Origin of the sequence: Pseudophaeobacter sp. TrK17 (assembly GCF_042192375.1) — a bacterium.
Taxonomy (GTDB): domain Bacteria; phylum Pseudomonadota; class Alphaproteobacteria; order Rhodobacterales; family Rhodobacteraceae; genus Pseudophaeobacter.
This window is the reverse complement of the sequence record NZ_CP071700.1, coordinates 1,184,796-1,208,220: the sequence shown is the minus strand read 5'-3', so window position 1 is coordinate 1,208,220 and position 23,425 is coordinate 1,184,796. Positions and strand designations below refer to the sequence as shown.

18 protein-coding genes are annotated in these 23,425 nt (G+C 57.8%); 11 read left to right on the top strand and 7 right to left on the bottom strand.

The annotated features are described in order from the left end of the window. Positions 1-135 precede the first annotated feature (135 nt). Positions 136-1,551, bottom strand: a complete 1,416-nt coding sequence (locus tag JZI28_RS05590) for an IS66 family transposase (protein WP_375698074.1) — start codon at positions 1,549-1,551, stop codon at positions 136-138. Between the two features lie 349 nt (positions 1,552-1,900). Here JZI28_RS05590 and JZI28_RS05585 point away from each other — a divergent pair, with 349 nt between their 5' ends. From JZI28_RS05585 to JZI28_RS05575, 3 genes are all read left to right on the top strand, one after another. Continuing rightward, on the top strand, positions 1,901-3,313 hold the full coding sequence (locus JZI28_RS05585) for a cryptochrome/photolyase family protein (RefSeq protein WP_375699500.1): 1,413 nt from the start codon (positions 1,901-1,903) through the stop codon (positions 3,311-3,313). Between the two features lie 216 nt (positions 3,314-3,529). Continuing rightward, on the top strand, positions 3,530-4,315 hold the full coding sequence (locus JZI28_RS05580; RefSeq protein ID WP_375699499.1) for an HAD-IIB family hydrolase: 786 nt from the start codon (positions 3,530-3,532) through the stop codon (positions 4,313-4,315). A 10-nt stretch (positions 4,316-4,325) separates the two neighbouring features. Next, on the top strand, positions 4,326-5,546 hold the full coding sequence (locus tag JZI28_RS05575; protein WP_295446624.1) for a glycosyl transferase: 1,221 nt from the start codon (positions 4,326-4,328) through the stop codon (positions 5,544-5,546). Positions 5,547-5,563: 17 nt separating this feature from the next. Here the strand turns inward: JZI28_RS05575 and JZI28_RS05570 are convergent, their stop codons facing one another. After that, positions 5,564-7,312, bottom strand: a complete 1,749-nt coding sequence (locus JZI28_RS05570) for a sugar phosphorylase (protein ID WP_297340185.1) — start codon at positions 7,310-7,312, stop codon at positions 5,564-5,566. A gap of 403 nt (positions 7,313-7,715) precedes the next feature. On the opposite strand from JZI28_RS05570, the gene JZI28_RS05565 reads away from it, so the two are divergent. Continuing rightward, positions 7,716-8,591, top strand: coding sequence for a hypothetical protein (locus tag JZI28_RS05565; RefSeq protein WP_295446620.1), 876 nt, complete (start codon positions 7,716-7,718; stop codon positions 8,589-8,591). Positions 8,592-8,696: 105 nt separating this feature from the next. On the opposite strand, the gene JZI28_RS05560 is transcribed toward JZI28_RS05565, so the two are convergent. Then, complete coding sequence (locus JZI28_RS05560) at positions 8,697-9,110, bottom strand: hypothetical protein (protein WP_375699498.1); 414 nt, start codon at positions 9,108-9,110, stop codon at positions 8,697-8,699. A 165-nt stretch (positions 9,111-9,275) separates the two neighbouring features. Here JZI28_RS05560 and JZI28_RS05555 point away from each other — a divergent pair, with 165 nt between their 5' ends. Continuing rightward, the gene (locus JZI28_RS05555) at positions 9,276-10,265 is read left to right on the top strand and encodes a hypothetical protein (protein ID WP_375699497.1); all 990 of its coding nucleotides are present in this window, start codon (positions 9,276-9,278) and stop codon (positions 10,263-10,265) included. 191 nt (positions 10,266-10,456) lie between these two features. Next, positions 10,457-11,749: an O-acetylhomoserine aminocarboxypropyltransferase/cysteine synthase family protein gene (locus JZI28_RS05550; RefSeq protein ID WP_348158071.1), complete on the top strand. Its 1,293-nt coding sequence runs from the start codon at positions 10,457-10,459 to the stop codon at positions 11,747-11,749. Positions 11,750-11,830: 81 nt separating this feature from the next. Here JZI28_RS05550 and JZI28_RS05545 read toward each other — a convergent pair whose 3' ends face one another. After that, positions 11,831-12,547 (bottom strand): SIMPL domain-containing protein, encoded by a 717-nt coding sequence (locus JZI28_RS05545; RefSeq protein WP_375699496.1) that lies wholly within the window; start codon positions 12,545-12,547, stop codon positions 11,831-11,833. A 173-nt stretch (positions 12,548-12,720) separates the two neighbouring features. On the opposite strand from JZI28_RS05545, the gene JZI28_RS05540 reads away from it, so the two are divergent. After that, positions 12,721-15,444 carry a hypothetical protein gene (locus tag JZI28_RS05540; RefSeq protein ID WP_375699495.1) on the top strand — a complete coding sequence of 908 codons (2,724 nt, stop codon included), beginning with the start codon at positions 12,721-12,723 and terminating at the stop codon, positions 15,442-15,444. A 190-nt stretch (positions 15,445-15,634) separates the two neighbouring features. Here JZI28_RS05540 and hppD read toward each other — a convergent pair whose 3' ends face one another. Continuing rightward, a complete protein-coding gene (gene hppD, locus JZI28_RS05535) occupies positions 15,635-16,735 on the bottom strand; it encodes a 4-hydroxyphenylpyruvate dioxygenase (protein ID WP_348158075.1) in 1,101 nt (366 codons plus the stop codon). Positions 16,736-16,893: 158 nt separating this feature from the next. Here hppD and JZI28_RS05530 point away from each other — a divergent pair, with 158 nt between their 5' ends. The 3 genes from JZI28_RS05530 (at position 16,894) to JZI28_RS05520 (ending at position 20,715) form a co-directional block, all read left to right on the top strand. Continuing rightward, positions 16,894-17,349 (top strand): Lrp/AsnC family transcriptional regulator, encoded by a 456-nt coding sequence (locus JZI28_RS05530; RefSeq protein WP_295446606.1) that lies wholly within the window; start codon positions 16,894-16,896, stop codon positions 17,347-17,349. 62 nt (positions 17,350-17,411) lie between these two features. Next, the gene (locus JZI28_RS05525; RefSeq protein WP_297339256.1) at positions 17,412-18,632 is read left to right on the top strand and encodes a PAS domain-containing protein; all 1,221 of its coding nucleotides are present in this window, start codon (positions 17,412-17,414) and stop codon (positions 18,630-18,632) included. 199 nt (positions 18,633-18,831) lie between these two features. Then, positions 18,832-20,715, top strand: a complete 1,884-nt coding sequence (locus tag JZI28_RS05520) for a monovalent cation:proton antiporter-2 (CPA2) family protein (RefSeq protein WP_297339257.1) — start codon at positions 18,832-18,834, stop codon at positions 20,713-20,715. An 87-nt stretch (positions 20,716-20,802) separates the two neighbouring features. On the opposite strand, the gene cobT is transcribed toward JZI28_RS05520, so the two are convergent. Next, positions 20,803-21,819, bottom strand: a complete 1,017-nt coding sequence (gene cobT, locus JZI28_RS05515; protein ID WP_375699494.1) for a nicotinate-nucleotide--dimethylbenzimidazole phosphoribosyltransferase — start codon at positions 21,817-21,819, stop codon at positions 20,803-20,805. A gap of 100 nt (positions 21,820-21,919) precedes the next feature. Between cobT and cobS the strand changes: the two genes are divergently transcribed. Continuing rightward, a complete protein-coding gene (cobS, locus tag JZI28_RS05510) occupies positions 21,920-22,678 on the top strand; it encodes an adenosylcobinamide-GDP ribazoletransferase (RefSeq protein WP_375699493.1) in 759 nt (252 codons plus the stop codon). Positions 22,679-22,759: 81 nt separating this feature from the next. Here the strand turns inward: cobS and JZI28_RS05505 are convergent, their stop codons facing one another. After that, entirely contained in the window at positions 22,760-23,272 is a 513-nt protein-coding gene (locus tag JZI28_RS05505) for a CarD family transcriptional regulator (RefSeq protein WP_297339260.1), read from the bottom strand. Positions 23,273-23,425: the final 153 nt, after the last annotated feature.

The following is a 23,425-nucleotide window of genomic DNA, read 5'->3' as shown; positions in this document are numbered from 1 at the left end:
CCATCCTGACGGCCCTCACGGCGCAAGGCCCGCTGGATAGAAGGTGGCCGGATAGAAGGCGGCCGGATTTTTATTGGCATCTCGTAACTCCCAAGTACTCCAGAGGATATCGGGTTTTGGGTTACTCTGGCGCCGTTAGAGCCGCGCGATGATCTGTTGTGGTGATAGGGTGAGTGTTTCGAGGATATTGCCCCCGTGTTTTCTGACCGTCGAGATGACGGATCTGATGTCAGCGAAGACCTGAGCACCCTCGAGAGTGCGGAAGGTTCCCGAAATTTTCATGCGCAACTTCATCATGCGCAGGTCCTGTTCGGCCTGATTGTTGGTGAAGGGCACTGTGAAGTCCGCAAGGAACCTCAGAACGTCATCGCGGTAGTCACGCAAGCGGACCAAGAGGTTGTGGCCTGGCCGTTTGGCTTCTCGGCCTCGCGCGCCAGGGAGTCTCACCAGCGGGGCTTGTCGCTCATGGAAGGCGAGGCCCTCGGTGAGGATTGCCATGTATTTGGTGATGATGCCCTGATAAACCGACGCCGAAAGTTCGGTCTCACCTCGGCCTTGAGCAGCACACTTGAGTTGATTGGCGCTGGTGAGCAGCGCGCTCATTGCACACGCCCACGGCTCCTTTTCGATCTCTTCGATAGCCTTGAGTTCGCGTAAATGATGCGCCCCGCACAGGGCGTGAGTATCCACCCCACTCATATGGGCGTAATAGGATTTCCAGTGGTCATGAACAATTGTCCCGCCGGTCAGAAAGGCTGGAACAGCACCGCGCTTGGCGCTTATGCGATAATGCGTGAAGGCGTGATCGCTGATTGAGTGCAGCCAGTGCAGCTTACCAGCGACACGAAGTCCGGTCTCATCCAGATGCCGAACGCCGCCTTCAGTGAGCCGGGCCAGAATGTGTTCGACGACGCCACCCAAGGTGCGCGCTGCGCCGTTCACCCAGTTGGTCACGCTGGCCGCGCACAGGCTGGTGGCACCGAACAAATCGCGCAGGAGTTGGCAGACCCGATCCTCGGGGATCAGCTGCTGAACATTGCAGTAGACCGCCGCCGCTCGAATGCGCTGACCGTATTGCACGTGTGCATTCACGCCATCGGGAAAGGCCGCGGTCGCCGTAGTGCGGCAATGGCCACAACAATAAATCGCTGCCTCATGCTCTGTGACCTCCAGGCGTGGTGGCGGCACGTCAAACACCTGACGTCTCTCAAACCCCTTGATCATCCCCGCCGTCAGGGCGCGCTGACACCCGCCGCACTGCGCAGTTTCATGTCGCTCCACAAAGTCGGGCGTTGCTGTCTGGCGTAATGTGTCGCCCCGGTGGCCAGCTTGGCCACCACTTTTCTTACCGGACTTACCACGCAGGCTACGCGGTGCCGGCTTCTTCAACCCATCACTCGAAGGCGGCTTGCTACTATTACTGCTGTTCTTGGCCAACTGCCTACGCAAATCCGCATTCTCTTGCGCCATACGCGCCAATGAGGCTTCCAACTCGGCGATCCTGCGTAGAGCCGTGGCGAGGAAGTGTTCAAGGGTAGAAACTTGGTCCATTTCACCACTGATTCAGAGAAATCGGCGCAGCGCCACGAAATTCAGACCACAACAGAAAATTCATGCGCCAAATAGCCAGCGGGACCCACATCAAAACTGACAAAAACCCGTTGGCCCCTGGGGTGCTTGGGAGTTACGGCATCTCTCTGTTTTGCATTGAACGCGCCTCGATTTCACCTGTCCTGAATATCGGATCAGTCCCTAAAAAACGGTCAGGCCCATTGGTTTCCTTGTAGCAGTGATACGATCCAATTCTGAGTTCAGATCACCGCAATAATCCAAGCACGATAGTGAACCATTCCCGGCCAGCCTTCGTATATGGTAAAAGAGAATAAACAAGTGAAGTAAGATGCTAAGCTCAAAACCCATCATTTTCTGGTTCCGTCGAGATTTCAGGCTGGCGGAGCACGCGGCGATTTTAGCTGCCAGCCAGAGCCAACGCCCAGTTATTCCAGTGCTCTTGCTTGATGAGGTTGCCGAAACCTATGGGGCGGCCTCCAAATGGCGGTTGTCGCAAGCGATTGAACAATTTGAACACCGCCTAAAGGGCGTTGGATCCCGACTGATCCTGCGGCGGGGAACCGCTGCAGAGGAACTGCTGGCCCTGGCGCGCGAAACCGGTGCCGAGGATATTTGGTGGACCCGCGCCTATGACCCAGACGCGATTGCACGCGACACAAAGGTCAAATCAACACTGAAAGACGCAGGTTTCAAACCGCGAAGCTGGCCGGGTCACCTTCTCTTTGAACCCTGGGCGGTCAAGACCAAACAAGGCGGTTTCTTCAAGGTCTACAGCCCCATGTGGCGTGCTGTAAAAGATCTGGATGTTGCCCCGCCTGAGGCTGCCCCCCAGCAGCTTTTGGCTCCTGAAAGCTGGCCGCAATCTGATCGGTTACAGGACTGGGCGCTGGAAACGGCAATGCACCGCGGAGCACGGGTCTTGGCGCCACATGCCAATGTGGGTGAACAGGCGGCAAATGCGCGCCTTGCCGATTTCATGAGTGCGCGAATTGGAGACTACAAAGACCGCCGCGACTTCCCGGCCCAAAACGCAACTTCCCGTCTTTCCGAAAACCTGGCCTGGGGTGAAATCGGCCCTCGTACGGTCTGGCATGCGGGGCTGCGTGGATATCTAGAAGGCCAGCGCGGGGCGGAACATTTTCTGCGGGAACTGGTCTGGCGCGAGTTTGCCTACCATCTGGTGTATCACACCCCCCAGATCACCCAGGAAAACTGGAGATCACAGTGGGATGACTTCCCATGGTCGGAGCACGAGGATGACGCGGTTCTGCGATGGAAACAGGGGCGCACGGGGGTTCCACTTGTGGATGCCGCCATGCGAGAGATGTACGTGACCGGCCACATGCACAATCGGGGCCGCATGATCGTCGGGTCTTTTCTGACGAAACACATGCTAAAACACTGGCGCATTGGGCAGAAATGGTTTGAGGAATGCCTCATTGATTGGGACCCTGCGGCGAACGCCATGGGATGGCAATGGGTTGCCGGGAGCGGACCAGATGCGGCGCCCTATTTCCGGATTTTCAATCCTGAAACGCAGGCGCAAAAGTTCGATGCCGAACAGGCCTACATTCACCGGTTTCTGGCAGAGCGCGCACCAACCCCCGGCCCAGAGGCTTTGGCGTTTTTTGATGCCTGCCCGCGTGCCTGGGGCCTGTCAAAGGACGATCCATACCCAACCCCGGTTGTCAGCATTGGTGAGGGCCGCAAAAGAGCGCTGGCAGCATATGACGCCCGTTGAACCTGAGAGGTGAAACAAACCCCCATGACTGATCGCAATTGAAGCTGCAAACCATAGCTGAGACGTGACAAACGCTGTTCTGCCCAGCACTGATACCGGCACTGCGAATGCGCCTGCGTCTAAAAAATCATCACTGCCTGCGCTTAGGCGCGCCAAAATTCGAACACCGGCCTCAGCCACCTTGTCCTGACCAATACGGCTGGGCATAAATAGCCTATGACAAATCCCCTTAGCGTGATGGTCTTTACCGACCTGGATGGTACATTAATCGACCATGACACCTATCGGTGGGACGCTGCGCAAGAGGCTTTGACAGCGCTCAAACGCATCTCCGCTGCAGTTGTCCTGGCAAGCAGCAAAACCGCCGCTGAAATTGGCGCTTTGCGCTCAGAGCTGGGGCTCGAAGACTGGCCAGCCATTGTCGAGAATGGCGCAGGCATTCTCTCGCCCCATGGCACAACCGCGCATCAGGGGGCGCAGTATGATGCGGTTAGATCTGCCCTTGAGACACTGCCCAGCGCGCTTCGCGAGTGTTTTCGCGGCTTTGGCGATATGACCGCCGATCAGCTGGTTGAAATGACCGGTCTGGCCTTGCCGCAGGCGAAACTGGCACAGCACCGCGCCTATTCTGAACCCGGGCAGTGGCTGGGCACCGCGCAACAGCAAGCGGATTTCCTAGCCTGTCTTCTGGAGCACGGAGTGACAGCGCAACAGGGCGGACGTTTTCTTACCCTCTCTTTTGGAGGCAACAAGGCCGATAAACTGTTAAAAATTGTGCAAACCTACCAGCCACAGCATACAATCGCGCTGGGAGACGCCCCCAACGATATTCAAATGCTGGAAAACGTGGATTTTGGTATTGTCGTGGCCAATCCACATCGCGCCCCATTACCAGAGCTAAAGGGAGAGGCGCGGGGTCAAATATTACGCACCAAAGAGGCAGGCCCCGTGGGGTGGAATACGGCGGTCCTTGAGTTACTCGACCGGTTGCACATGAAGTAGGATCAAACTCATGGCCGATTTCCATCAAAACGGAAACATCACAACGCTGCATAACCTGCGCACCCGGTCCGCTGATGAATTGGAGCACGAGCTTTCGGTCTTTGCCCAATCGCGAAAAATTTCACTCATTTTGCCCTGCCTGTATTCCGAACTCGAAGGTCAGGCGATGCCGCATATTCTGTCGGAACTGGCCAAAGTCAGCTATCTGCACAGGATCATCATTGGCCTGGATGCGGCAAATGAAGCCCAGTTTCGCCATGCAAAGACATTTTTCAAAGGCCTGGGCCAAAATCATATCGTGATCTGGAACGACAGCCCGCGCATGCTGGCGCTGGGGGCGCGTCTGGAGGCAATGGGGCTGGCGCCTACCGAGCAGGGTAAGGGCAAAAATGTCTGGGCCTCATTGGGTTATCTGATCGGCTGCGCCGACAGCGCCGTCATGGCAATCCATGACTGTGACATCCTGACCTACAACAAAGAAATGCTGGCCCGGCTGGTCTATCCAATGGCAAATCCAAACTTTCCCTATCAAGTCGCCAAAGGCTATTATCCACGCATCGGTGGTAACAATATCAATGGCCGGGTGACCCGGCTGCTGGTCAGCCCTTTGCTAATTGCGCTCAACCGGGTGATCGGCAGCCGCGACTATATCGACTACCTGCGCAGCTTTCGCTATCCGCTGTCCGGCGAATTTGCCATGCGCACCTCTATCCTGCCTGACCTTCGCATACCTTCCGACTGGGGGTTGGAAATCGGTGTCTTGTCTGAGGCCTGGAGAAACCTCGCGCCCAAAGCCGTCTGTCAGGTCGATATCAGCGATGCCTATGATCACAAACACCAGTCCCTGAGCCCGGAAGAATCCAATGCCGGGTTGAACCGCATGTCCACAGATATCTGCAAAGCAATCTTTCGCAAGCTTGCCGCCGATGGAACCGTGTTTACACCCAATGTTTTTCGAACCCTAAAGGCTACTTATTACCGCTGCGCGCTTGATCTGCTCGAAGCCTATTACAACGACGCAAAAATGAATGGCCTGTCCATTGACCGCCATGCCGAGGAAAGCGCGATCGAGCTGTTTGCGGAAAATATCATGCGGGCGGGGCAGATCTTTTTGGAAAATCCACATGAGACGCCGTTCATCCCCACTTGGAACCGCGTCCATTCTGCGGATCCGACCTTTCTGTCGGATATGACCGCAGCCGCCAAGGCGGATGAGGCTGAGTTTCAGTAGGCCTTAGCGTCAGGACGCTAACCCCGATTGGTGATCCAGCGACATTGGTAAGGGGCCAGGGTAATGGCCTCCTGCATCATATCGATCTGATCACCGGTCAGCAGATCCACCCAGGGTTCGTCATCAATCAGGTTCATCGACATATGCGGCACCTGTGCCGGCTGATTGCTGACATTGTGCAGGGCAAAGATGGATTGATGGCGGTCAAGGCTTTGACGCCAAACGCCAAAGACTGCGTTGTCCAGTGGCATGGTGAACTGGGTGGCATTGGGGTGAAAGGCGGGTTGTTTGGATCGGACCTGCAAACGGTGTGACAATGCCGCAAGAACGCGCGCCTGCACCGACGTGGGATCATCCAACAGGGCGTTCAGCCTAGGATAGTCCCAGCGATGACGGTTGATCGCGCGGTTCATGCCGCGCCGTTCGACCTGGGCGTGATCATTCGGCGTTGCCAGCATGGAATGAATGTAAAAGGCGGGGATGCCTTCCAATGACATCACGATGGTCTGTGAGCACAGAAACCGGTCCAGGTGATAGGCGTCCGCCCCGGAAAATGTCTGCCCGGTTGCCTCGTAAAAGGTGGTATTGATCTCATAGGGGGCCTCGCCCCCACCCGGCAGGGCCCGCATCGACACAAGCCCACCGATATCCTTGATCGTTTTGATCATCTTGGCCTGTTCCGGCTCTGGCAGGATGCCCTCAACCGGGCGCATGCCGATGCCATCATGGCTGGCGGTGAAATTCAGATAGGCACATCCCAGCTGGGCTGGTGGCATGCCGCTTTGCCAGCGGCGCAGGTACTGTGCAGACCCGGACATCACAGCATGCAGGATCAGCGGCGGCAGCGGAAAGTTGTAGATCGCGTGGGCTTCGTTGCGATTGCCAAAATAGCTCAGGTTTTCGGCCTTGGGCACATTGGTTTCCGTGAGCAGAATTATGGTCTCAACCGCATAGTCACACAGCAGTCGCATCAGTTGCACGATGGCATGGGTCTGCGGCAGATGAATCGAACTGGTGCCGACCTCTTTCCACAAGAAGGCCACCGCATCCAGCCGGATGATGCGCACGCCGTTGTCCACATGCAGCCGGATGATGCGCAAAAACTCTAGCAAGACCTCGGGGTTGCGAAAATCCAGGTCGATCTGATCATGGCTAAAGGTGCACCAGACATGGCGGGGGCCGTCCACGGTCTCGACCTCCTGCAACAGCGGGGTGGTGCGTGGACGGACAACGCTGCTCAGGTCATCTTTGGGGGAGGCTTCAAAAAAGAAACCGTCAAAGGGGGATTGCCCCTGTCGGTAGCTATTGAACCAGGCGCCCTGACTGGAGACATGGTTCAAAACCAGATCCGACATCAGATGAAAATCTTCGCTGATGCGGTTGATGTCCGGCCAGTCTCCCAGCTGCGGGTTTACCGCCCTGAAATCCGAAACCGCAAAGCCGTCGTCAGAGGTAAAGGGAAAGAAGGGCAAAATATGCACGCCATTGACCAGGCCTTTCATGCGCCGCAGCAGAAAGTCATGCATCAGATCCAATGGTTTGTGAGCGCCGTCCAGGATCGAGTTGCCATAGGTTATCAGCAGCGCGTCCCGTTCGGTCCATAGGTTGTTGCTGGGCAACCGCCCGCGCTTACGCGGCTGTTGGTTCTCTGGCCAAAACGCATCCATGATTTTGTCCACCAGAAGACTGGCGTCCTGATCAGGATAGATGGTCTTCAGGAGCGTCGTGAGCCGGGTGGTGAAAGTGCGTGTCTTGACTGTGTGCATAGGGAAAGAAAATCTGAAAACCGGCGAGACACAAGCCCATCCATTGGTTTTGAGACCTGTCACGGCCACGCGGCGGCCAAAGCGCTGCCTGCTCTACAGTTTTTATCCCGATCGCCCATAATTTGACCACTTTATGCGCAAGACTTGAGCCGAACCGTGATGGCCACGCAGCAAGGACAAGGAAACCCCCAGCAGCGCTGACGGTGGCACGGCCTATTCTACCAGGGTCCCATGGCAGATCAGGTGATACCACCAAAGGGCAGCGTAAGCGCATGTCCTCTACCCCCCCTGTTTCCGCCCCCTGTCATCGCACCCTGTCATCGCACCCTGCAGATCATTTGACCTATATAGCCCAGAGGAGTAAGCCTGAGGCAATTCGAGCAGACAAGAGATAGGCGACCCGATGCAGGTCATTTTTCATTGCGGTGCACATGGAACCGAAGAGGACCGTCTGCTCAAGACCCTGCTGCGCAACAAAGACCGCTTTCGCCTGCACGGCACCGTTGTACCCGGCCCAGGCAAATACCGCTATCTGCTCAAAGATTGCATGGCGGCGCTGCAGGAAGGTCAGGCCACAACCGAAGCCCGGGACGTGTTGTGGGATGCGATCCTGGAAGAAGAACAGGCAGACAGAGTCCTGTTGTCCAATGCCAATTTCTTTGGCTCGCAGCGCCAATCAATCGAGGGCAGCCAGTTTTATCCAGAAGCAGAGGCCCGGCTTTTGTCCCTGCAGCACCTGTTCGCACAGGACAAACTGGAACTGTACATCGGACTGCGAAACCCCGCGACCATTCTGCCGGGCCTGCTTGAAAACGCCCACCCCGATCGCAAGGCCCAGGTGCTGAGCAACCTTGACCCTTATCACCTGCGGTGGTCAGATCTTCTGACGCGCCTGCGACGCGCCGTTCCCCAAGTTCCTCTCACCGTTTGGTGTTTTGAAGATATGCCTCTGATCTGGGCGCAGATCATCCGTGACATGTCCGGGCTGGAAATGAACCAGCGTCTGGATGGTGGCATGGATTTACTGTCGACCATCATGAGCCGCGAAGGCATGCGGCGACTGCGCCAGTATCTGGCACAGCACCCTGATATGTCAGAGACGCAACAGCGGCGGGTCATGGCCGCTTTTCTCGACAAATATGTGCGCGAAGACGAGTTAGAAGAGGAGATCGATTTACCTGGCTGGAGTGAAGCCCTGATTGAATCGGTCACCGCCCTCTACGAAGAAGACATGCAAATCGTCCAGCGCATCCCCGGTGTGACGATGATCACCCCCTAATCCCGCCTCCTTGCACTCCAGCCGCTCCTCAGCCCGCCCTGGCCAACCGTCTCAACGGTCTTCTGCTCAGCCTTTTGCGGCAAACAATGGGACACATATCGCTGTCTAAGGTGAAATCGGCTGTCCTAACCGGTTAACTTTGAGCGTTTCCATCGTCATGTCATCATAAAACACATCAATGGTAATCTGCTGGATAGAGCCCAGGGGAAAAGTACCATAGGGCAGCCCATCTTCTGGCAGGATGGCATTGGGGGCGGCCTGATCTTCATGGCAGGGCGGCATCGGCCAGGTCACCGGCTCGGCGCCGTTGACGCCGATGCGCATACCGTTCAAGCCACAGCGCCAGGACCACAGATGCGTAACATAGAGCAGATCCTGCCCCTCATATTCGCGCACGGAAACCCAATTGGCCTTGGTGGCCGACAAAATGGGCTTAACCTCTGCGGCTGTGGTAAAAGGCGCCGAGGAGGCCCCGACCGGCAGGCCTGCGCCCCACAGCGACAACATAACAACAGACATAATTCTTCGCATAAAAACCTCACTTAGCTGATACAAACAAGTCGCGCTCCTGGCCAAAGGCCCCTCAAATTTGGGGATTTCCTTTTGCCCAAAGCCCATATTGAATATAAACCATAAAATACCCAAGCCCCAACCGCTCGCAAGAGGCGGAAGACAGGAAATACAATGGCGCAGCAGTCTTTCAACGTCATGATCATCGGCCAGGCGGGGCGCCTGCAGTACGAGGCACTGTTGTTTGCCGCCTCTCTGCGCTACAGCTGCCCCAACTTTTCCGGTCGTTTGTTTGTTGCGGTGCCGCAGCCAGGGCCGCTTTGGCAAAAAGATCCCAGCATTCACAACGCCGGTGTATTAGAGGCCTTGGCCCGGCTTGGGGTCGAAATCCTGCCGTTTGAAAACGAGATTTTTGGTCAGAGCTATCCCTATGGCAACAAGATCGAGGCGCTGCAGGCCATGCCCGAGGGCGAGCCGTTTGTGTTCTTTGACAGCGACACGCTGATCACCGGCGACCTGGAAGCGGTTCCCTTTGACTTCAATCGCCCCTCTGCCTCGCTGCGGCGCGAAGGCACCTGGCCCAAGCCAACGCTTTATGGGCCCGGCTATACGGACATCTGGCGCTCTCTTTACGACCGGTTTGGACTGGACCTTGATCCAACACTGGATCTGGAACAACCGGATGAATTCTGGAAACGCTACCTCTACTTTAATGCCGGCTTTTTCTACGGCACCTGCCCGCGCGCCTTTGGCAAACGATTTGCGGTCTACGCCCAGTCCATCCTGAAGGATCCGCCAATTGAGCTGGTCGGCCAGTCGCTGGATCCCTGGCTGGATCAGGTTGCACTGCCCCTGGTGATCCACTCCTTTGGCGGCGGTCGCGACGCCCTGCCTGCGGGCTACCTGGACGGGGAAACCAGCTGTCACTACCGGCTGTTCCCCCTGCTCTATGCCCGCGAAAGCAACGCGGTGATTGACCTGCTGGAAACGGTGGCTGCGCCAAACTGGATCAAGAAGGTTTTGAAAACCTATGAGCCGATCAAGCGGCTTGTTTATCAAAACCGGGGTGCCCGGGTACGGGCGCTGTTTGATCAGGATCACCTACCCCGGCGTGAACAGGCCATTCGCAACAAAATCAAATCCGAAGGCCTGTGGCTGCGCTAACAGGCTGCCCTTTTGTGGTCTGGCCTCATTCCCAACCCAAAAGCCAGGTTGCCAAGGATCAGGTCCCTAGAACGATTTCCCACGCGCTGCTCTTTGCCAGTTTGTTTGTTCCAATTTGCCACGCCTGCGTTGTACCGGCGGGCAAGCTGTCCTAAACATTTGGTAAGAAAACTGATGAGGGAGAAAACCAGATGAGTGATGCACCAGCCTATGGCTTTGACACATTGCAGATCCACGCAGGCGCCAAACCGGACCCGGCAACCGGCGCCCGTCAAACACCGATCTACCAGACAACCGGCTATGTCTTTCGCGATGCCGATCACGCCGCTGCCCTGTTTAACCTGCAGGAAGTTGGCTTTATCTACTCACGCCTGACCAACCCAACCGTCGCCGTGCTGCAAGAACGCCTGGCCACACTGGAAGGCGGCGTTGGCGCAGTCTGCTGCTCGTCTGGCCATGCGGCACAGATCATGGCGCTGTTCCCGCTGATGGCGCCCGGCTGCAATGTCATTGCATCGACGCGACTGTATGGTGGCACCGTCACCCAGTTCAGCCAGACCATCAAACGCTTTGGCTGGTCGGCAAAATTTGTCGATACCGATGATCTGGAGGCCGTCGCAGCCGCAATCGACGAAAACACTCGCGCGGTGTTCTGCGAATCCATCGCCAACCCCGGCGGCTATGTCACCGATGTGCGCGCGCTGGCCGATGTGGCAGATGCCGCTGGTGTGCCGCTGATCGTCGACAACACCACCGCCACGCCCTATTTGTGCAACCCAATTGCCCAAGGCGCCACGCTGGTTGTGCACTCCACCACAAAATACCTCACCGGCAATGGCACCGTCACCGGCGGCGCGATCATTGACAGCGGCACCTTCGACTGGTCCGCCAGCGACAAGTTCCCCTCCCTTTCGGCGCCAGAACCCGCCTATCATGGGCTCAAATTCCACGAGACCTTTGGCGGCCTGGCCTTTACCTTCCACGGTATCGCCATCGGGCTGCGTGATCTGGGTATGACCATGAACCCGCAGGCGGCGCATTACACCTTGATGGGCGTTGAAACCCTGTCGCTGCGGATGCAGCGCCATTGTGAAAACGCGATGACCGTGGCCAGCTGGCTGGAACAGGACGACCGGGTTGATTATGTGACCTACGCCGGCCTGGAAAGCTCGCCTTATTATGAGCGCGCCCAGGCGAACTACCCCAAAGGCGCGGGCGGTTTGTTCACCTTTGCGGTCAAGGGTGGCTATGACGCCTGCATCAAACTGGTGGATTCCCTGGAGATCTTCAGCCATGTGGCAAACCTCGGCGACACCCGTTCGCTGATCATTCACTCTGCCTCCACCACCCACCGCCAGCTGTCCCCGGAACAGCAGGAGGCCGCAGGCGCGGGCGCCAATGTGGTGCGGATTTCCATCGGCCTGGAAGACGCCGCTGATCTGATCCGCGATCTGGACCAGGCCCTGACCAAAGCCTGCGGCTGACCCTAAAGGCCCATCTGTAAAACAACAAAAAGGCCGGGTTTATGCCCGGCCTTTTCAGTTTCAAATCTGGCAGAGCCGCGGTTATTCGTTTGGCACCACCAGGTCAAACACCACCTGCACATTGTGCGAAAAGCTCAGCTCGCCCGCCTCGATCGGCATGGCACCGCTGCGGGACATCTCCATTGCCATCATCGGACGGCCACCACCATGATCCTGATCGGTGATGGTGCGAACCGGCCCCAGGGTGACCCCGGCGGCCGACGCCAGTTGTTCCGCCTTGTGGCGGGCATCCGCAACGGCGCTTGCGCGCATCTGGTCCTGTAGCAGCGCGTGATCCGCCACATCAAAGCGCAACCCCTGGAACTGATTGGCACCGGCGCGCAGCACCCGGTCAAGCACCTCGCCGAGTTGATCGAGATCGCGCACCCGCAAATTTACCGTATTGGCGGCCAGGAACCCGGTGATCCGCCGCTCTCCCGAACTGTTATAAGAGCCGCCATTGGACCAGACCGGCTGCAGCGAGATCTGCTGAGTCTGCAGGTCCTTATCCGCAATGCCAACGGCCCGCAGCTCTTGCACGACGGCGAACATATCTTCAGAGACCAGCGCCATGGCTTCGCCCGCCTCCTTGGCCTCTTTGCTGACCCCCAGCGTGATCACCGCCAGATCCGGCGCCACCTCAACTCGGCCCTCGCCGCTGACCAGAATCTGCCGATCGGTGCGCGTGTCTGCCTTGAGCGCAGTGCCCAAAGTTAGCGCCATTGCCAGGGCGGTTACCAAAACTGTCTTTGTTTTCATTGTGAAGTCTCCTTTGCTTTGCCCTAAGATGGGGACGGCAGATCGCCGCTGACAAGGGGAAAGCGCGCTCTTTTCCTTTCACTCGGCGATGTCCTGCTTTATGGTCTGCTCTGACGGCCTGAAAGGACTCCTCGCGGTCCGGGCACTACAGATTTGGATGGTTTGACCGCATTATGAAACCGGAGTTTGCTCTTTCTCTTTCCGCAGAGGGTATTGTTCTGCTGCATCGTGCAGCCGGAGGTTGGCGAAATGTCGGCACTGTGTCGCTCGACAGTGCTGATTTGACAGCAGATCTTGCCGCGCTCAAAGCCAAGGGAGACGCCCTGGCGCCCGAGGGGCTGTGCAAACTGATCATCCCCAATGAGCAGATCCGCTATCTTACCATTGAGACTGGCATTTCCGATCTGGAAAGTCGGCGCCGCCTGGCCCGCGTCGCTTTGGAAGGCGCCACGCCCTATGCGGTGTCGGATTTGGCTTTTGACCTGTCTGAGGACGGCGACCAAACCCATATTGCCGCCGTCGCCTATGAGACCCTGGCTGAGGCCGAAAGCTTTGCGCTGGAAAATGGCTTTGCGCCCGCCTCCTTTGTGGCCATCCCTGGTGACAGTGGTTTTCTGGGAGAACCCTTTTTTGGCGCAGTCCCCTCGCTGGGCGAAACTGAGATCACACCTGATGGGATCGTTGTTGTGGACATCGGTCCAGCTGCACTCCCAGATCCCACCCCCGCTGAACCGGTTGAAAAACCCGCTTCCAAAAATGACGCACCTAAGGCCGCAAAGGATCAGGTGGCGGCTGAGCCCACCCTGCCCAAGGCACCCGCCGCTTTGGAGCCGGACAGCGCCCAGCCCGATTTGGGTGAGGATACCGGTTCAGACGCCGAGGACAGCGGTCCAATTGCCGGATTTACCAGCCGCCGCAGGAAGTCACCGCAGGCCAAAGGCTCAGAGGCTGCAAAACCTGCATCTGCAAAAAAACCATCTGACAAATCCGCAGCGCCATCGCCCGGCAAGCCTGCCCCCCCTGTTGTCGCAGCAGCACCTGCAACCACACAGGCACCAAAACCGGGCCCCAAACAGGCCGCAGCCACAGCGGCCAAGCCTGTCGCCGCACCCGCTGGCAAATCCCCAACCAGGGCAGAGCCGACAAAGTCTGCTGGCCATGCCCAGTCTGCCGGTCCCGTCCCAGAGACCGGCGCCCCCGCGGTGCACAGCCCAGCCGGAGCACAGGCCGCGGCCAGTCCAAAATCGGCCAGTCCAAAGTCGACCAGCCCAAGCGCTGCCAGTTCAAGTTCGGCCAGCTCAAGTTCAGCCAGTGTTAAACCTGTCGCCACTGCCCCTGGAAAAACTGCAAAACCCACAGGGTCAACCAGTGCACCAGCCGCCCCTGCCACTGTTCACCCCAATGCCCCAACCATCAGCGGCGCGGCTGCACAGGCGGCGAACAGTCTCAACAGCTCTGTTGACGACAAACCGGGCACCATAAAGGGCAAGCCGCGCTTCCTGGGGTTGATCCTGACGGCAGGGCTTTTGTTGGCCATGGCCGCGATTGCGGCTTTTGCGGTGTTCTCCGAAGGCGGGTTGTTCTTTTCCTCCGAACGTCCGCGGCTGGAACAAAGCCTTGATACCCCGCTGGCGCCCCCCCCTGCTGGCTCCACCGATCAAGATCCGGCGCTTGCGGAGACACCGCCGAACAGCACCAATGCCGAACCAGCCAGCCCAGTGGATATTCCCATAAGCGAGGTGGAAACCGAGCCAGACAGCATCGCCCCACAGGTGAGCGCGATACCAAGCCACCCTGACCCAGGCGTTGTGGAGTTGGACGATCAAGCCGAGCCTTTTGAGACCACCAGCCTTGACCCTGCCGGCGCTGAAACCGACACCCCATTGGATGCAAGCACGGGCCAGCCCGTGCTTGATGCGTTAGAAGGGGAGGCTGCCGATCCAGACCAAAGCGACGCGCTGAGCGAAGCCGCGCTCTACGCCGCCACTGGAATCTGGCAGCAGGTTCCCCAAATCGCAGAGGCCCCTGCCCTGGTGTCTTTGGATGACATCTATGTCGCCTCTATCGACAATAGCGATCTCTCCCAGGATGCCGTCGCCCTGCCCCAGGCGCCGCTGTTGACCAGCGATCCCGAGCCAGACGCGCTCAGCTCACCGGCGGCAGCGGGGAGCGACTTTGACCTCGACCACCAGGGCCTGGTGACAGCAACACCCGAAGGCACACTCAACCCGGATGGCATCATGGTCTATCTCGGGCGGCCAAGCGTCGTGCCACCCCCGACTCCGGTCCGCACAGCCCCCGAAGATGCTGGGGAAGCCGCCGAAAATGCCCGCCTGGCAAGCCTGTCGCTGAAACGGCCCCGCCCGCGTCCCTCCGATCTGCTGGAACGGGCAGAACGCGCACTTTTGGGAGGGCTCAGCCGCGCCGAGCTTGCCCGGGTTCGCCCCCGCGCCCGCCCTGCCAGCCTGAAGACGGAAGAACAGGAAAACCAGCCTGTCAGCGCTTTGGCTGTTGCCACGTCAAAAGCGCCGCGGGATCGGCCTGCGAATTTTGCCAATCTGGTGGATCGTGCCACCCGGCAGCGTGCCACAACAACCGCCACGACAGCGGCGGCGGCAGTAGCGCCGCAATCCGTTACCCCCAGCATTCCCAGCTCTGCCTCAGTGGCGCGCCAGGCAACAGTCACCAATGCCATCAACCTGCGGCGGGTAAACCTGATTGGTGTCTCCGGAAAACCGTCTAACCGCCAAGCCCTGGTTCTGATGCCCAGTGGTCGGACCCGCCAGGTCCGGGTTGGCGATCGGCTGGATGGTGGCACCGTGGTAGCCATCAGCGAAAGCCAATTACAGTATCAAAAGCGCGGCACAAATAAGACACTGAAGCTGCCCGGAAATTAACCACCTGCAGGCAGATCCAAAGACAGGACATTGACGACGGCCCCTCACCTGTCGTTTGCCCGTCCCAACCCTTGGCGCGCAGGTCCCATCAGGTCGGCCAGTTCGCCACAGCAAAACCGCTGACATAAAAAAGTGCCGGACCTCCCTAAGGCCCGGCACTTTTGTGCACATTTCTGTTGGGGCTTAAACCCTATTCAGCGGCGTCCAGCTCTCCGTTGGCGATCTGTTCACGTTCGATCGATTCAAACAGCGCCTTGAAGTTTCCTTCGCCAAATCCATCGTCCCCTTTACGCTGGATGAACTCGAAAAAGATCGGGCCAATCACCGTCTTGGAGAAGATTTGCAGCAGGATTTTGGTCTCGCCACCATCGACGACGCCCTCGCCATCAATCAGAATGCCATGTTTCTGCATCCGCTCCAGCGGTTCATCATGGCCTTTCACCCGGTCGTGGCTCAGCTCATAGTAGGCCGCAGGCGGTGCAGGCATATAGGTGATGCCACGATCAGAAATCTCATCCGTGGCGCTATAAATGTCCTCGGTTCCAACCGCGATATGCTGAATGCCCTCGCCTTTGTATTTCTTGAGATAAGCAACAATCTGGCCGGTCTCGCCGCGATCTTCGTTAATCGGAATACGGATACGACCACAGGGAGAGGTCAGCGCCCGGCTCAGCAGCCCGGTAAACTTGCCCTCGATGTCAAAGAAACGGATTTCCTTGAAGTTGAACAGCTCGCCGTAGAACTTGAACCACTTGTCCATATTGCCTTTGTAGACATTGTGCGTGAGGTGATCGAGGTAGTAAAAGCCAACGCCGCGCGGTTTTGACTGTTTGGTCCACTCGAATTCCCCATTGTAGGGCGAGGTCTCATAATACTGGTCGATAAAATAGATCAGCGAGCCACCAATGCCTTTGATCGCGGGCACATCCATGGTTTTGTCGTCGCCGTCATAGGCTTCGGCCCCTTTTGAAACCGCGTGTTCAAAGGCCTTTTGTGCATCGACAACACGCCATCCCATGGAGGGGGCACAGGGCCCATGTTCGGCAACAAACTTGTCAGCATAGCTGCCTTTTTCCGCATTCAGGATATAGGTGATATCCCCCTGCTGCCACAGTTCGATGCCCGGTTTTGTCTTGTGATGACCGACCTGTTCATAGCCCATCTTAGTGAAAAGATCCCGCAACTCCTGCGGTTCAGGGCTGGCGAATTCGACAAACTCAAAGCCATCGGTGCCAGCGGGGTTTTCATCGCTGATCACGGATTTCGGGGCGTTATGCGGAAATGGACCCATGCTGGTTTCCTTCTTTAGTCGCGTGATGCGGGCTAGATTTCTGTTCTCGATCACAATACCGCAAATGAGATGCATATTTCGCGCGTTCTTTGTATGCCTATCACCTTTCCACGCGAGAACTTCGCGCCTAATGTGATAAAAACAGGAAAAACCCGCATATGCTCGATTCAACAGACACCAAACTGCTCGCCGCCTTGCAAAAGAACGCACATCTTACCGCACAGGAGCTGGGAGAGCTGCTGAACCTGTCGCCCAGTCAGGCCGGGCGGCGGCGACAGCGGCTAGAATCAGAAGGCTATATCCAGGCTTACTGCGCCCGACTGGACCCGGCAAAACTGGGATTGACAGTTCAGGGGTTCGTGCATGTGAACCTTGGCAGCCACGGGCCGGAACAATCCCAAAGCTTTAGCCGCCTGGTCAGCACCCGGCCCGAGATTACCTCAGCCTGGACCATGACAGGCGAGGCAGACTATCTATTGCGGGTTTATTGCAGCGACTTACAGGCGCTCAATCAGCTCATCCATGAAATTCTATTGCCGCATCCAGCCGTCGCCAGGGTGCAAAGCCAGATCGTAATGGCACAGTTAAAACGTGATGCGCCTTTGCCAACTTAATAATAATGGAAGGTTTTGATTTTATAGATTTTGACTGTATCTTTATGAAGTGGAGCGCCTCCTTGTCCTTTGTAGACCGTCGCATAGAAGCCCGACCCTCGACTGGTGAAGCCCCCTTCGCCCTGAACGAGGTTTTCTTTTCACGCACCGATGACCGTGGGGTGATCCAAGCCGGAAACTACGTCTTCAAGCGCGTAGCAAACTACGAATGGGAAGATCTGATCGGTTCGCCCCATAAGATCATCCGCCATCCGGATATGCCAAAGGGTGTTTTCCAACTGTTTTGGGATACTCTGAAAGCAGGCGACAGCATGGGGGCCTACGTCAAGAACAAGGCCAAGGATGGGCTGTACTACTGGGTCTTTGCAGTGGTGGTCCCCTGCCAGGGCGGATATCTCTCGGCGCGGATTTCCCCCAGCAGCGCCTTGTTTGATGAGATCAAAGCCATTTATAATGAGATGCGCCAGGCTGAACTCAACGAAGGAGTGAGCGCGGAAGACAGCGCTGAAAAGATGCTGGAGTGGATTCGAAAGAAAGGTTTTGAAAACTACCACCAGTTCGCCACCCATGCCCTGAGCGAAGAGCTTTTGTCCCGCGATGTCGGACTGGAGCGCCCGAAAGATCCCAAAATCGCGGATCTGCGCAGAATGATGGCAAACGCCGAAACCCTCGTTGAAGAAACCCAAGGTCTAGTCAAAGATTTTGACGCTATGCACACGATTCCGCATAATTTGCGGGTGATTGCATCGCGGATTGAACCCTCGGGTGGACCGGTCACGGTCCTGTCGCAGAACTATGGTGCGATGTCGCGCGAAATGTCCGACTGGTTTGAAGCACATGTGATGGGGGAAAACAGCAACTTCAACACCATCAAACTGGCCGTTACCAACAGCCTGTTTGTCGAAGGCATGGCGCGCATTCTGAACGAATGTGATGCGCAGCTCCAAACCGAAAGACGCGGCCTGGGCGACATCGACATGGCCGCAGAGCGCAAGATCCTGACCCAGCTGGTCACAGAGGAAACAGACCGCGCCCGCAAAGGCGTCGAGGAAGTCGACCTTGAGGCCGAGCGCATCATGCGGGCCTGCCAGGTCATGCATCGACAGTTCCTCGGGCTCAGCTCCACACGGGTTCTGTGTAAGATCGAAAGCGCCCGCCTGCCGGAATCCGGTGAAACGCTCTCTGACATTATCGACCAGCTTGGGGTCTTCCAGGAACGCATCTCGCGCCGTCTGGACGTAATCACCAAACTCAGCAATGAGATTCGGCAAATGGAGCAATAAGCAGCGGCTGACCTGCACTGGCAATCGCCAGAGCGTCGAAACCAAAGCGCGGCGGCACGGGGAAACCTGGCCGCCGTTTCCCATTGAGCCCCCGATCTCCCGGCTCCCAAACGCCCGGTAAAGCGCAGCAGCAATATGACCCACGCAAAATGCTGCTAAAACCGTTGCCAAGGTGCAAACCGCTTGCGATACCAGTTGTATGGACGCATTTCTGTATCAGGCAACAATCTATCTCGCTGCTGCTGTTATCGCCGTTCCCCTGGCCTCGCGTCTCGGGCTTGGGTCGGTTCTGGGCTATTTGGCTGCCGGCATTATCATAGGCCCGGTGCTTGGGCTGGTCGGGGCTGAAACCCAAAACCTCCAACATGTTGCGGAATTTGGCGTCGTTATGATGCTGTTTCTCATCGGGTTGGAGCTTGACCCGCGGGCGCTCTGGGCGATGCGGCATAAACTGATCGGACTGGGCGGCTTACAGGTCCTGCTCAGCACTCTGGCACTTATGGTTGCCGCCCTTATTGCCGGCGAGACCTGGCAGGTGAGCCTGGCCGTTGGCCTCACGCTGTCGCTATCCTCGACTGCGATCGTGCTGCAGACGCTTTCAGAAAAAGGCCTGATGCAGACCGGTGGCGGGCGGTCCTCCTTTTCGGTTCTGTTGACCCAGGATATTGCGGTCATTCCAATTCTGGCGCTTCTACCGCTTCTTGCCATCAAGAACGGACCACAGTTAGGCTCGGATGGCTCCATTGAGCGGGCAGATACCGCAGGCCATATGGCTGCGGCCCATGACGGGCTTTCCTTGGTTGCTGGTCTGCCAGGATGGGCCGTGACCCTGACCACCCTTGGCATGATCGGCGTCATCGTGCTGGCTGGCATCTATCTGACCCAGCCCCTGTTCCGCTTTATTCATGCGACCAACCTGCGTGAGATGTACACTGCGCTGGCCTTGCTCATTGTGGTTGGGATCTCCTTCTTGATGACCCTAGTCGGGCTTTCCCCTGCGCTGGGGGCATTTCTGGCGGGCGTGGTTCTGGCCAACTCCGAATTCCGCCACGAATTGGAAAGCGATCTCACCCCCTTCAAGGGGCTGTTTTTAGGATTGTTCTTTATTACGGTTGGGGCCGGGATCAACTACCGGCTGCTGTTGGCCAACTTCGGAGACCTGCTGGGCCTGGCCCTTTTGGTGATCCTCGCCAAGGGCACAATCCTGTTCTTTGTGGGTCGCGCCTTTGGTCTCAGACGGCGCAATCATTGGCTTTTCACCCTCAGCCTGGCGCAGGCGGGTGAATTTGGTTTTGTCCTGCTGGCCTTTTCCCGCCAACAAGGCGTCATCCCCGAACCATTGGCCGAAAAGCTGCTGCTTGTCATTGCCCTGTCGATGCTGATCACCCCGCTGTTGTTCATTTTGTATGATATGTTGTCTCACTTCATGGGCGAGCAAGGTGTCGAACAGGAACCTGATGAGATTGACGAACAAGGACCCGTTATCATCGCCGGAATTGGCCGCTTTGGGCAGATCGTCAACCGGCTGGTGCGCGCCAGCGGTTTCAAGACCGTGCTGCTGGACAATGACATCCGCGCAGTGCAGCTGATGCGCCGTTTTGGGGTCAAAAGCTTCCTCGGCGACCCCACACGGCCCGAGTTGCTCAAGGCTGCGGGCATCGCCAAAGCCCATGTGCTGGTGGTGGCGCTGGACGACCCAGAAAAGACTGTCACCATGGTCGCCTATGTGCGGCGCACCTACCCGGATCTGCACATCATTGCCCGGGCCTATGACCGCAACCATGTCTTTGAGCTGTATAAGGCCGGCGCCGATGACATCGTGCGGGAAATGTTTGACAGCTCCTTGCGGGCGGGGCGCTACGTGTTGGAAAAAATCGGCCTCAGCGAATATGAAGCGGCCCAGGCCGAACAGACCTTTTATGCGCACGACCGTCTTACGGTGCGCGAGCTCGCCTCGCTGTGGAAGCCCGGAACACCTGCCAGTGAAAATCAGGCCTATATCGCCCGCGCCCGCGAACTGGAAAAGGATCTGGAAACCGCCCTGTTGGAGCTGGCCGAGAAAAAAGATCAAAGCAAATCTTGATCTGACCGCCATATCGAGCCGACAAAACAAAAGCCCCGAAGTCAGCTTCGGGGCTTTGCTGTTCGCTCGCCTTTCATGCAGCAGCAATCAGCCGTCTGAAACGCCTGCTTCTGCAAAGGTCGCCATGCCGCTGTGACAGGCGATTGCGCCTTTCAAAACCTGAATGGCCAACGCCGCCCCAGAGCCTTCACCAAGGCGCAGACCCAGCGCCAAAAGCGGCTCTTTACCCAGCTCTTTCAGCAGGGCGGGATGGGCGTTTTCAGCGCTTTGATGCCCTGCAATGGCATGATCCAAAGCGCCATCACAGCTGCGCTGCAAACAGGCGGCGGCAGCACAACAGATAAATCCATCAAGAATAACCGGAATATGCAGCAGCCGTGCCGCAGCAATGGCCCCGGCCATGGCCGCAATCTCGCGCCCCCCCAGACAACCGAGCGCATCCAGGCCATCTTTGATTGCAGCGCCATGCAGCGCCACGCCTTCGGTGACGACACGGGTTTTATTGGCCAGCCCGGCGTCATCAACCCCAGTGCCGCGCCCGGTCCAGTCTGCGGGTTCGCCGCCAAACAGGGCAAAGGCCAAAGCCGCCGCTGGGGTGGTGTTGCCAATCCCCATTTCACCAACCACCAATAGATCCGCTGTAGGATCAACAGCATTCCATCCGGCCTGCAAGGCGGCCAGCAGCCCTGCCGCGTCCATCGCTGGGGCTTGGGTGAAATCCTGTACCGGATTGTCCAGATCAAGCGCATGAACGTCCATACGCGCGCCTGCCAGTTTGGCCAGCTGATTAATTGCCGCGCCGCCATGTTCAAAATTGATCACCATCTGGGCCGTCACCTCGGAAGGAAAGGCCGAAACCCCCTGGGCGGTGACACCGTGGTTGCCGGCAAAGACAATAACCTGGGGCGATTTGATCTCGGGGCGATCGGTGCCGCGCCAGCCGCCATACCAGATGGCCAGATCTTCCAGTCGGCCCAAAGCCCCGGGAGGCTTGGTCAGCTGCCCGTTGCGGGCGGCAGCCGCGTCGATGGCGGTCTGATCCGCACCCTTGGCCTGCGCCAGCAGGGAGCGGAAATCATCAAGGGAAGTCAGAGATGGCAGCATGTAAAGCCTCGTTGCATCTGGGCGGCGGACGCGCGTAAATCAGGGTCCAATCTGTTTAGCGGCTCAAAACTGCTTCGCAAGTCCCGCAAGAGGCTCACACATGCGAAAAAACGACATATCTTTGGTGGACATCCCACTGGCGCTGGTCCTGTTGACCCGGCTGCCATTGCCGCGACTGGCAAGCAGCAGTTTTCAACGCCAATCCCGGGCGGTATGGGCCTTCCCGCTGGCGGGGCTTGCCGTGACCCTGCCCGCCTGCATGGCGGCCTATGCGGGCCAGGCCCTGGGCCTGTCTGCGGCGCTGGCTGCTGGGCTATTTTTGATGGTTCAGGTACTGCTGACAGGGGCGATGCACGAAGACGGGCTGGCGGATTGCGCCGATGGGTTTTGGGGCGGCTTCGCGCCTGCACGGCGGTTGGAGATCATGAAAGACAGCCAGATCGGCAGCTATGGCGTGTTGGCACTGGTTTTTGCCATTGGCCTGCGCTGGCACGCCCTGTCGCTGCTGTTGGATCTGGGACAGGGCTGGAGTGCGCTGGCTATTGCCCTGCTCAGCCGTGCAATGATGCCCATGCTGATGGTCTGGCTGCCCAATGCCCGCCAGTCCGGCCTATCGCAAAGTGTCGGCCGTCCGTCCCGGCGGGCCACTGCCCTTGGTCTTGGCCTCGCTGTTGCACTGGCGCTGCCCTTGCTCGGGTTTGTCAGCCTTGCCGTTGCCGCGCTGCTTGCCTTGTTGACCCTAGGATTGGGTCTGGTGGCCCGCACCAAGATCGGCGGGCAGACCGGCGATGTGCTGGGCGCCTGCCAGCAGGTCAGTGAAATTGCCGGATTGCTGATGCTGGCGGCCCTCTTCAGCTAAGCTGAGGCCAAGACAGCAAAAAGCCCGCAACCAAGGTCACGGGCTTTTAAAATTTCTGAATTTTTGAACAGCTGACGCCGATCAGGCTGCAACACGGGAGGTCAGAACGTCCCCGACCTGTTTCGCGGCCAAGATTTCATCGCCACCGGCAACAGCGGCGACTTCGCGGGTCAGGCGCTCAAGCGCGGCCTCATAGAGCTGACGCTCTGAGTAGCTTTGCTCACGCTGGTCATCGGTACGGTGCAGATCGCGCACCACTTCGGCAATGGCAATCAGATCACCAGAGTTGATCTTTTGCTCATATTCCTGCGCCCGGCGAGACCACATGGCGCGTTTGACCTTGGCCTTGCCTTTGAGGGTTTTCATCGCCTGATTGATCACATCCGGCGAGCTGAGCGAGCGCATACCCACTTCGATGGCCTTGTTGGTTGGCACCCGCAGGGTCATCTTGTCCTTTTCAAAGGTGATCACGAAAAGCTCCAGCGCAAAGCCGGCCACTTCCTGCTCCTCAACCGAGATGATCTGTCCAACACCATGGGCCGGATAAACCACATATTCGTCGGGACGGAATGCGAGCTTCTTCGATTTTGTCATACAGGTCTTTCCTTACGCTAGAGGCCGGGCAGCGCCAGAGGCAACTATCCGACACAACAACGGCAACGCTATCGCCCCTGAACTGCATCGCAGGTCAGACGCTCTATCGTCACCGTGGGTCAATCCCCAGGCCGCGCGCTACATCAAAAATGC

Excerpts from the sequence above, each read along its gene's own strand:
- JZI28_RS05540 (WP_375699495.1), top strand. The coding sequence starts at position 12,721 with ATGAAACCGGAGTTTGCTCTTTCTCTTTCCGCAGAGGGTATTGTTCTG.
- JZI28_RS05550 (WP_348158071.1), top strand. The coding sequence starts at position 10,457 with ATGAGTGATGCACCAGCCTATGGCTTTGACACATTGCAGATCCACGCA.
- JZI28_RS05585 (WP_375699500.1), top strand. The coding sequence starts at position 1,901 with ATGCTAAGCTCAAAACCCATCATTTTCTGGTTCCGTCGAGATTTCAGG.
- JZI28_RS05575 (WP_295446624.1), top strand. The coding sequence starts at position 4,326 with ATGGCCGATTTCCATCAAAACGGAAACATCACAACGCTGCATAACCTG.
- JZI28_RS05555 (WP_375699497.1), top strand. The coding sequence starts at position 9,276 with ATGGCGCAGCAGTCTTTCAACGTCATGATCATCGGCCAGGCGGGGCGC.
- cobT (WP_375699494.1), bottom strand. The coding sequence starts at position 21,819 with ATGCTGCCATCTCTGACTTCCCTTGATGATTTCCGCTCCCTGCTGGCG.
- JZI28_RS05590 (WP_375698074.1), bottom strand. The coding sequence starts at position 1,551 with ATGGACCAAGTTTCTACCCTTGAACACTTCCTCGCCACGGCTCTACGC.
- cobS (WP_375699493.1), top strand. The coding sequence starts at position 21,920 with ATGCGAAAAAACGACATATCTTTGGTGGACATCCCACTGGCGCTGGTC.
- JZI28_RS05570 (WP_297340185.1), bottom strand. The coding sequence starts at position 7,312 with ATGCACACAGTCAAGACACGCACTTTCACCACCCGGCTCACGACGCTC.
- JZI28_RS05545 (WP_375699496.1), bottom strand. The coding sequence starts at position 12,547 with ATGAAAACAAAGACAGTTTTGGTAACCGCCCTGGCAATGGCGCTAACT.
- JZI28_RS05565 (WP_295446620.1), top strand. The coding sequence starts at position 7,716 with ATGCAGGTCATTTTTCATTGCGGTGCACATGGAACCGAAGAGGACCGT.
- JZI28_RS05530 (WP_295446606.1), top strand. The coding sequence starts at position 16,894 with ATGCTCGATTCAACAGACACCAAACTGCTCGCCGCCTTGCAAAAGAAC.
- JZI28_RS05580 (WP_375699499.1), top strand. The coding sequence starts at position 3,530 with ATGACAAATCCCCTTAGCGTGATGGTCTTTACCGACCTGGATGGTACA.
- hppD (WP_348158075.1), bottom strand. The coding sequence starts at position 16,735 with ATGGGTCCATTTCCGCATAACGCCCCGAAATCCGTGATCAGCGATGAA.
- JZI28_RS05520 (WP_297339257.1), top strand. The coding sequence starts at position 18,832 with ATGGACGCATTTCTGTATCAGGCAACAATCTATCTCGCTGCTGCTGTT.
- JZI28_RS05505 (WP_297339260.1), bottom strand. The coding sequence starts at position 23,272 with ATGACAAAATCGAAGAAGCTCGCATTCCGTCCCGACGAATATGTGGTT.
- JZI28_RS05560 (WP_375699498.1), bottom strand. The coding sequence starts at position 9,110 with ATGTCTGTTGTTATGTTGTCGCTGTGGGGCGCAGGCCTGCCGGTCGGG.